Annotated in this window: 8 protein-coding genes; 4 read left to right on the forward strand and 4 right to left on the reverse strand. The window is 66.8% G+C overall.

Going from position 1 to position 8,990, the window contains the following annotated elements:
• Window positions 1-99: 99 nt before the first annotated feature.
• Both FHS74_RS07610 and FHS74_RS07615 read left to right on the forward strand, forming a co-directional pair.
• Window positions 100-2,760 carry a TonB-dependent receptor gene (locus tag FHS74_RS07610; RefSeq protein WP_184799065.1) on the forward strand — a complete coding sequence of 887 codons (2,661 nt, stop codon included), beginning with the start codon at window positions 100-102 and terminating at the stop codon, window positions 2,758-2,760.
• Window positions 2,761-2,804: 44 nt separating this feature from the next.
• Window positions 2,805-3,629 (forward strand): DUF1868 domain-containing protein, encoded by an 825-nt coding sequence (locus FHS74_RS07615; protein ID WP_211106160.1) that lies wholly within the window; start codon window positions 2,805-2,807, stop codon window positions 3,627-3,629.
• 78 nt (window positions 3,630-3,707) lie between these two features.
• Here the strand turns inward: FHS74_RS07615 and FHS74_RS07620 are convergent, their stop codons facing one another.
• The gene (locus FHS74_RS07620; protein WP_184799067.1) at window positions 3,708-4,649 is read right to left on the reverse strand and encodes a LysR family transcriptional regulator; all 942 of its coding nucleotides are present in this window, start codon (window positions 4,647-4,649) and stop codon (window positions 3,708-3,710) included.
• Window positions 4,650-4,787: 138 nt separating this feature from the next.
• Between FHS74_RS07620 and FHS74_RS07625 the strand changes: the two genes are divergently transcribed.
• Complete coding sequence (locus tag FHS74_RS07625; RefSeq protein ID WP_184799069.1) at window positions 4,788-5,333, forward strand: hypothetical protein; 546 nt, start codon at window positions 4,788-4,790, stop codon at window positions 5,331-5,333.
• 94 nt (window positions 5,334-5,427) lie between these two features.
• Here FHS74_RS07625 and FHS74_RS31280 read toward each other — a convergent pair whose 3' ends face one another.
• Together FHS74_RS31280 and FHS74_RS07635 are read right to left on the reverse strand one after the other, a co-directional pair.
• On the reverse strand, window positions 5,428-5,514 hold the full coding sequence (locus FHS74_RS31280) for a hypothetical protein (protein WP_425491267.1): 87 nt from the start codon (window positions 5,512-5,514) through the stop codon (window positions 5,428-5,430).
• Window positions 5,515-5,565: 51 nt separating this feature from the next.
• Window positions 5,566-6,681: an anhydro-N-acetylmuramic acid kinase gene (locus tag FHS74_RS07635; protein ID WP_211106175.1), complete on the reverse strand. Its 1,116-nt coding sequence runs from the start codon at window positions 6,679-6,681 to the stop codon at window positions 5,566-5,568.
• Window positions 6,682-7,070: 389 nt separating this feature from the next.
• Between FHS74_RS07635 and FHS74_RS07640 the strand changes: the two genes are divergently transcribed.
• Window positions 7,071-7,532: a hypothetical protein gene (locus FHS74_RS07640; protein WP_184799073.1), complete on the forward strand. Its 462-nt coding sequence runs from the start codon at window positions 7,071-7,073 to the stop codon at window positions 7,530-7,532.
• A gap of 129 nt (window positions 7,533-7,661) precedes the next feature.
• Here the strand turns inward: FHS74_RS07640 and FHS74_RS07645 are convergent.
• On the reverse strand, window positions 7,662-8,990 hold a 1,329-nt coding region (locus FHS74_RS07645; protein WP_281384618.1), incomplete at its 5' end, for an autotransporter outer membrane beta-barrel domain-containing protein.

Consider the following 8,990-nt stretch of genomic DNA (forward strand, 5'->3'; position numbering starts at 1 on the left):
CGGACCCACAGGGCTGTCATCGAAATATCATAAAATCCGCCACGATTTAATAACTCACAGTGAGTTATTAAACCCCCGTACGCAATCGGGGGAGCCACCATGACCACACCGCGCCCATTGATCACCTGTAGCCTTCTTCTGCTGGCCGGCTGCGCCCTGGTGGCGCTGCGCCCCGCCTTCGCGGAGACGCAACACTCCGCGCCAACCGATCCGGAAACGGAGCTGCAGGAAATCACCGTCACCGGGCAGCGCGCCGCCAACCTGCGCGCCACGGCGGTCAAGCGCGACGCCGTCCAGGTGCTGGACGCCGTCTCGGCCGATGAGACCGGCACCCTGCCCGATTTCAACGTGGCCGACGCGCTGAAGCGCGTGGCCGGCGTCAATGTGCTGCTGTACCAGGGTGAACCGCGCTTCGTGACCATCCGCGGCTTCGACGCCAATTACGACACCGTCACCATCGACGGCTTCGCCTTCGCCACCCCGGACAGCGGCGGCCGGCAGGTCTACATGGAAACCCTACCGTCCAACCTGGCGCAACGGATGGAGGTGTACAAGTCAGGCTCTCCCGATCTAGATGGCCATGCCGTGGGTGGTGTGATCAACCTGGCCACGCCCAGCGCCTTCGACTTCCCCGACGGCACCACCCTGGTCTCAGCCAAGGGCGGCTACAACCTGCAGCGCGGTGACGCCGGCGGCAGAACCCCGGCGGGCGAAGGTCAGGTGCGGTCGTCCTGGCAATTCGGGCGGGATGACCAGTTCGGCCTGCTGGTGTCCGCCAGCTATTGGGAGCGGGACATCTTCGTCCCCCAGGAGGAAACGGCGTCGGCCACCAACTGGTATCAGGCCAACGGCAAGCCGGCGACCACGGCCTATGGCGGCAACGGCATCGCCGTGCCGGCCGGTCGCCTCTGGTATAATTACCAGGATGATCGGCGCCGCCTGGGCACCAGCGCCCGGCTGGACTGGAAGCCCAGCCCGCAACTGAGCGCGCATCTGTCGTCCTACTATTATTACCAGCATGAATCGGCGGAGCGGAACGACTTGAACGCCGCGGTCAACAGCGGCGCCACCGACAGCGGCCAGACGGACACCACGGGCACCCTGTCATTGGTCAACCAGTACGCCCAGCTGGCCAACCTGAATTTCACGCGCAAGCTCTGGGGCGTGAACGGCGGCGGCGCCTACACTTTCGCCAATGACCTGATCGCGGATGTGGGCGGCAGCTGGTCGCGGGCTGTGCTGGACAATCCGCAGATCTTCGACAAGTTCACGCAGAACAATCTGGCCTTCACCTACGATACCAGCGGCGGGGCGCCGTTGTTCACCGCCGTGGACGGCGCGAAGGCCCACAACTGGGCGCTCTACACCCAGAATTACCGACAGTTCCAGGACTACCAGCTGGGGGAGAACGTCTTTGATGTCCAGGTCAGCTTGTCACGCCATGTCGGGCCGGACGACCGTGGCCTGGGCTTCAAGGTTGGCGCCAAGTGGGTGGGGACACGGCAGAACAACAGCCTGACGCAGACCACCTACAACAACGGCGGCTACACCCTGGCCGACGCCTTCTCCGGCCAATACACGTGCGGCTACACCTGCAATGACGGCGGCATCCCGCTGATCAGCCAATCCCTGGCCGACCAGGCCTTTTGGCGCAATTACGCCAAGCTGGCCGCCGCCTATGCCGGGTCCGCCGCCCAGACCAGCGACACCGCGTCGGCCCTGGGCGGCGACTATCAGGTGAGCGAGGACATCTACGCCGGCTATGGCCTGCTGGCCTACACCGGCGATGGATGGCGGGTGCAGGGCGGTGTGCGGGTGGAAACCACGCGCTTCAGCTCCGACGGCTATGTGCGGACCAATGGCGTCATCGGCCCCGCCACCTCGGACAAGACCTATACGACGCCCCTGCCCTCGGTGACCGGGACCCTCCACACATCCGACGACAGCCAGTTGCGTCTCGCTTATAGCCGGACCCTGGGCCGGCCTCGCTACTCCGATCTGGCCACCCATGGCGGATCACTGTCCACCACCGGCGCCATATACACGCTGTCCCAAGGCAATCCGGACCTGAAGCCGCGCCTGTCTGACAATATCGACATCGCGGAAGAGCTGTATCTGGACCACGGCCGGGGACTGATCTCCATGGGCGGCTACTACAAGACCATCCAGCATGAGATTTTCAATTTCACCCAGACGGAGAGCCTTACGGTGAACGGCGCCAGCGCGCCCGTGAACGTGTCGGAAGCCCGCAACTCGCCCTATGACGCCATCGTGAAGGGCCTGGAGTTCAACTTTGTCCATGACTTCGATTTTCTGCCGGAGCCCTATTACGGCTTCGGCATCGCCGCCAATGGCATGATCTCCTGGACCAGCTTCCCCATCATCCTGGGCGATGGCACGGTGGTGGACCGCCATGAACTGCCGCAGCAGGCGAACCGCGTCTTCAACGTCTCGCTCTATTATGAGAGCGAGAGGCTGCACGGCCGTATCGCCTGGAACCACACCGGCCGCATGTGGGATGACCGCTATTCCAACCTGACGGGGGCGGCGGTCTACTACCAGAATCGCGACTACATGCCGTCCGACCGCCTGGACCTGCAACTGTCCTACGACGTCAGCCGCATGCTGTCCGTCAGCGTCACCGTGCAAAATCTGACGGAGGAGGATGTGCGGGAAAATGACGGCCGCGATCTGGAGCTGGGGCGGCAATATATCAACTTCGCCCCCACCGTCATGCTGGGCGCAGCCCTGCACTTCTGACACCAGCCCCACCCGCAGGCCCGATACTGAAAATGGACGCTACAATGCCAAACGGCGACCGCGACGGCGGCCCCGACAACACCCGGCGGACCCTGCTGGGCTTGATGGGAAGCTCGCTGCTGATGCTGCCCTCCACCACGCAAGCCTCACCGGAAGGCGGGGCGCCGGCCCTGCCACCCCGCCGGCCGCGCGATGTGGGCCGGAAATTCTGGCCCGACGGCCGGGTCAAGCCCTTTCCCGGCAACACCATCATCTGCCACCTGCCCCAGCAGGGGGAGCATGCCGAGGCCTTCAACGCCCTGCTGGACATCTATCGGGAAGCGCCGGCGCACGCCTTCAGCCGCAAGATCACCTTGCTGCCGCCGTCCAGCTATCACGCCACCATTTTCGGCGGCGCCAACGACGCGGAGCGCAAGCCCGGGCTATGGCCCGGCACCATCCCCCTGGACACGCCCATGGAGGAGTGTAATCGACTGTTGGGGGAACGGCTGCGAGCCTTCAAGCTGGAGTGCGCCCTACCTCTGCGCATGACGGTGGACCTGGCGGAGCCCGCCGCGGGCGAAGGGCCCCTCACCATCCGTCTGCTGCCCGTCAACAATGCGGAGGAGCGCAAGCTGCGCGACCTGCGCGACCGTCTGTCCACCTGCCTGGACATCCGGGCGCCGGACCATGACCGCTACCGCTTCCACATCACCATCGCCTACCAGATGGACTGGTTGACGGCGGAGGAGGATGGGGTGTTCCGCGACCTGCTGCGCCAGTGGAAGCTCGGCCTACGGCAAGCCAGTCCTGAGATCCTGCTCGGGGCGCCGGAATACTGCACCCTGAAGGACATGTTCGCGTTCAACCGACAGTTCTTTCTTGGTTGAGCTGGCAGTGCCTGGCCGGACGCGCACCTCCGTCCCCCTTCCTGGCTGGAGGGGTCCCAGGATGTGATCAGCCTTGCGCTACCTATCGCCCGGCACCGCCGGAGCCTGCCACACTGGCGGACTGCCGACCAGTTCACGCAGCGCATGCGTGACGACCCGCAGCCGTGCGGAGGGCTGAGCCAGCGCGCGCAGCAACCAGATGCCCACGGGCGCGGCATTCCAGTGCTCACCGTCAAGCGACAGGCGCGTCAGGGCGCCCGCGCGCACATCCTCGCCCACCACCCAGTCGGGCAGAAGGGCCACGCCCATTCCTGATCGTGTGGCCCGGCGCATGGCGTCGAAATCGTCGCAACGGAACACCGCGCCCTCGCTTGCCATGTCCGCCACGGGCCCGCCCAGCACGTCAGCCCAGCCCAACAAATCGGCGCCATGCAGCTTGTCGATCAGACGGTGCGCGACCAAGCCGGCGCGGGTGACCGGCGTGCCGGCGCGTGCGAGATAGTTGGGGCTGGCCACCAGCAGGCGGCGCTGCTCGGCCAGCTTGGTGGCGATCAGTGTGCTGTCGGCCAAGGTGCCGATACGGATCACCGCGTCGAGGCGCTCCAACACCGGATCCGCCAGCCGCTCGGTCAGATCCAGTTCCACCCTTATCTTGGGGTGCTCGTCCATCAGCCGCTCCATCGCTGGAATGACATAGAACTTGCCGAAGGTGGGAAAGCACGCGATCCGCACCACGCCCGCCACCGCGCCATCGAACGCGGCCACTTCGGCATGGGTGTCGGCCAATTGGTCGAGCAAAGGCTGGGCCCGTTCGAACAGCCGCTCACCGGCGTCGGTCATGGCAAGCGCGCGGGTGGACCGCACGAGCAGCGGCACGCCCAGCGAATGCTCCAAGGCGTCGATCTGGCGCACGATGGCCGAGGGTGTCTGCCCGCGCCGCCGCGCCACGCCCGAAAAGCTGCCGTGCCGCACCACGTCGACAAACACGGCCAGATGCTCGGCAAAGCGGGGGTCTTTCATACGCCGTGGGCTCCATCTTTGCGAAACGAGCAAAGCCGTTTGCGGATCACCATGCGTTATCATCCGCCCCAGGTCGAGGCATCTGGAAGGCGTCGGCGCGGATCACGGTGATCGGCCCCAACACCCCGGAGAAACACCATGAAGATACTCGACCAAATCCTCTCGCAGTCGGCCTATTCGCACGAAATCGCCGTGCCGCTGGCCCAGATCGATATTGCCGACTGGCTGTTCAACCTGCCCGAGGCCGAATATCAGCGCTGCTGCGCGCCCGACCACATCGCCGCCGGCACCACCGTCACCGATGACGGCCGCCGCATGTCGATCAATGTCGAGATGATCGGCACGGGGCTGGTCGTGCAGCACTATGTGGCCGAGGAGGCCCGGCCGGACTATGTGCGGATGAACTCGATCAGCGACGTGTTCACCGCCAACGGCCGCACGCAGGTCAATGTGCTGTGGGAACTGATCGCGGAAGACGCCGGCAACGGGCGCACCCGCTACACCAACCGGGTGACGGCGCGTCCCACGGACGCCTTCATGGACTTCATCGCCGCGCACGGCATCCGCTTCGAAGACGCCGCTGCGGCCCGGCAGGCCGCCGGCGGCGATCATAACCGCCGCGAGACGCCCTTCTTCGCCGAAAGCATCGCCCGGCGCGCGCTGGCCAGAGGGGCCGCCCTGTGATGGCTTCCACGCCGGCCAGCACCAGCGCCTTGCGGGGGCTGGTACGGGCCGGTGTGCGGACCACCGTCATTCACAGTGCAGATCGCTCACGAATTCATACCGGCCGTCGCCGGTAGGCGGAGCGGGTGAATTCCACCGGCGTGCCAGCCCCCAGGTGGGTGACACGCTCAATGCGCAGCACCTCCGCGTTCTCCTTGACGGAGAAGGTGCCGGCCTCCGTCGGCTCAATCCGTCAGGGGGTGTGCCGCGCCACGGTACCGCCAGTCATAGGCTCACGCACCCCCGTGGTCTTGGGGAAGCTGATGGGCAAGCCGGCCAGCACGCGGGCGGCGAGGTAGGCGAAGCACTCCGCCTCCACCGCGTCGCCCCGCCAGCCCACGGCCTCGGCCGGCATGGCCTCGACCTTGGCGCGCTCGACCAGGGCATCCATGATGGCCGGATTTTTGCGCCCGCCGCCACAGACGATCAGCTTTGTCGGACGGGTGGGCAGAATATCCAGGGAGCGGCCGACAGCGCCGGCGATGAAGGCGGTCAGGGTGGCGGCACCATCCTCCAGCGACAGGCCGTTGGCCATGTCGGCGGTGAAGTCGTGGCGGTCCAAGGACTTCGGGTAGGGCGCGGACAGGTAGGCGTGATCCAGCAGCCTGGACAGACGGGCCTCATCCACCCGGCCGCGCCGGGCGATGGCGCCATCCACATCCATCTCGCCGCCGCCGTGGCGCATGATCCAGTCGTTGATGGGGCCGTTGGCGGGACCGGTGTCGAACGCCTCGAAATGGTCCTCGCCATCCCACCAGGTGATGTTGCCGACGCCACCGAGGTTAAGGGCCGCCACCTCGGGACCGGCGTGGATGCGCTTCAACAGGGCGGCGTGGTAGGAGGCGGACAGCGGCGCGCCCTGGCCGCCGGCGCGCATGTCGGCCGTGCGGAAGTCATAGACGACGTCGATGCCCAGGATGTCGGCCATGAGTTGACCGTCGCCCAGCTGGCGGGTGTCACCGAAGCGGCCGGGCACAGGCGCGCGATGCAGCACCGTCTGACCGTGGAAGCCCACGGCCGCCACTTCCTCCGGCCGAATGGCGTTCTCGCCCAGGAACTGGGCGACCGCCTCTGCCTGGGCGCGGGACAGCGCCCGTTCAGCCTCGGCGAAAATCGGCGGCTCCGCCCCCTCGAAGCGCCATGTGAGCGCCTGGGCCACAGTCTCCGCCAAAAGGCCACGCAGGTCCGTCGGGTAGGGGGTGAGCTTCCAAGGGCCAAAGTCGAACACATGGACACCATCCGTGCGGATGCACGCGATATCGATCATTCCGTCCAGCACGGTGCCTGTCATCAGGCCGATGGCCCACATCGGTTGCATTCGTCGATCTCCCTCGTTTCCCAATCGTGGCTCACCTGGTTGCCACCATTGACCAGAACCATCGATAACGGTCAATGGGTGGCCTCGCCCATCCCAGGAGTGAGGGAAACCGGAAGGGCGGTTGTCCTCCCCCAGCCTTGCCGGTTCCGTTTTCTCAATGAAGGCGCCATTCGCCCGGATGGCGATCAGCGCGTCGAGGTCACAGCATCGAAAGCGACCGGGCACCGGCGTGCCCAGGGAACGGGCTGGGTAATTTCCGACCCTGGCGCCCCGCGCCCGTTCGGGTTCATCTTGCCTCACCCACGCATCATCATGCAGCGGCCCGCGCCAAGTTCCCGATGCCTGCCGTAAGCCGGGCGGTCCGATGTGAGGAGCCCCCTTTGGCAGAGCACGCAGTCTTCGCGCTGGCGCAGTCCGACCTGAGCGGCTTTCTGTTTGCCGACATCGGCGTCGAAGATAGCGGCATGCCACTCAGGGTCATCTCGGCACTGGCGCGGTTGGGTCTGGACCCATGGCAAGAAGCCGGACGGCTCGCTGGGCTGCCACAGCCCGATGCCCTGAACGAGCTGGCGGGATTGATCGCGACAATGCCCCTGAGCCGATGGTCCCTGGCCGACGCCCGGTCGATCGCCGCCAGGTTGGTGCTCCTGCTACCGAAGCGCAACTCGGGGCCTTCCCTCGTCGTGATGCGAACACGGCTGAATCGGCGGCAAATGATTTTCGCCGTCGTGGCGGCCGCCATGATAATCGCCGGCGCCGTCTTCCTCATCGCCGCGCCGGACAACGCGACGGGGCCACCACCAACCTCCCCGGCGCAGGATCACCCAGACACTGGAAACTGATACGCGGTGTGTGGCCGATACCGCTTTCGTTGGCGGTCACCGGTGGCACCTTGATCGCCACATGGGGGCCCCCTCGATAGAGGCCCCGCCGGGGTATTCCGGCGGGGCTGGGATGGCTCTTGTAGCGGGTTAGAAGCTCCAGCTGGCGCGCAGGACACCGCCGTGGCTCTGGTAGTCGTGGCGGTATTCGCCATTGTACTCCAGGCGCAGGCTGAAGGCGTCGCTGTGCTGCAGGGTGGCGCCAAGGTTGACGGCCAGGCCGTCGGTGTTCACCCGGCCGGTGGTGCTGGCGAAGCTGACGCCCGCCAGCACGCCCGTCGTCGGGATGGGCGCGTCGCGGAAGTCGTGCACCCACGCCACCCGCAGGTCCGGCGAGAGCTTGCCAAACAGGGTGTCCATCTCCGTGTCCACCTTCAGCCCCAGTTCCTGGGTCACGGCGTTGGTCGCCAGCGTGTCCACCTTCAGGTTGGCCGCCCCGGCGTCCCGTTCCTGGTAGCCATGGTTGACCAGGCGCACGAAGCGCAGGCTGTACTGCGGCGTGAAGGTGAACGCCCCCTGCTGCGGCAGATCGTAGCCCACCGTCACCTTGCCCAGGTACTGCTCTCCGCCATAGTTGGCGTTGGCCCGGGCACCCAGGAAGGCGATGGTCCGCCGCTGGTCGAAGTGGTTGTAGCCGAAGCCCAGCTGGCCCTCCACCGACAGCTTCTGATCCGCCCAATCCGGACGCCAGACGCTGTAGGCCGTCAGCTGGTAGCTCCCCACCCGCGTCGTACTTCCCGCCATCACCCCCTGGCCCACCGACGCGCTGTTGATCCAGCTGAACGCCAGGCCCGCCATGACCTCGTCGCTGGCGAACCAGTCCGCACCCAGCACCACCCCGGCGCTGCTGGCGCGGTAGCCCGCCGCCTCCGTCGTCGTGCCCCGCAGCACGCCCGCCCCCACGACCTCGCCCCAGATCGCGCCCTCGCGCCCCTGGGAGCCGGCCGCCGCACCCTTGCCGCTGCCGTCCATCAGACCGGCCACCGTCTCCTGGTGCTGGCTGATGGCCGTCGTCGTCGGTGTGACCGAGGTCGCCGTCAGCTGCGGCGTCAGCTGGCTGGGCGACAGCTGCGCCACCGCCACCTGCTTGGCCTCCGCCGACAGGGTGGCCAGGGGGGCCAGCACCTGCTGGGTGAACGCCGCCACCGCCGCGTTGGTGGTGATGCTGCTCGACGCCAGCGCCGCGATCTGGTCCAGCGCCGAGCCCGTGCCCACCGCCGCACCGCCCTGGGCGTTGCCCACCGCCGTGTAGTTCGTGGCCGTCCCCGCCACCGTCACCACCAGGTCGGTATTGCTCCCCACCGTCACCACGTTGCCCGTCACCGTGTAGCCCGTGGCGCTGAAGCTCACCCCGCTCAGGCTCAGCCCGTTGCCCGCCGCCGCGATGGTGTAGGTGCCGGCCTGCAGGGCGTTGCCATT

Origin of the sequence: Nitrospirillum iridis (assembly GCF_014205765.1) — a bacterium.
GTDB classification, from domain to species: Bacteria; Pseudomonadota; Alphaproteobacteria; order Azospirillales; family Azospirillaceae; genus Nitrospirillum; species Nitrospirillum iridis.

What these genes read in the sequence shown, in the direction of transcription:
- FHS74_RS07625 (WP_184799069.1), top strand. Translation starts at nt 4,788, where the DNA reads ATGAAGATACTCGACCAAATCCTCTCGCAGTCGGCCTATTCGCACGAA.
- FHS74_RS07635 (WP_211106175.1), bottom strand. Translation starts at nt 6,681, where the DNA reads ATGTGGGCCATCGGCCTGATGACAGGCACCGTGCTGGACGGAATGATC.
- FHS74_RS07620 (WP_184799067.1), bottom strand. Translation starts at nt 4,649, where the DNA reads ATGAAAGACCCCCGCTTTGCCGAGCATCTGGCCGTGTTTGTCGACGTG.
- FHS74_RS07610 (WP_184799065.1), top strand. Translation starts at nt 100, where the DNA reads ATGACCACACCGCGCCCATTGATCACCTGTAGCCTTCTTCTGCTGGCC.
- FHS74_RS07615 (WP_211106160.1), top strand. Translation starts at nt 2,805, where the DNA reads ATGCCAAACGGCGACCGCGACGGCGGCCCCGACAACACCCGGCGGACC.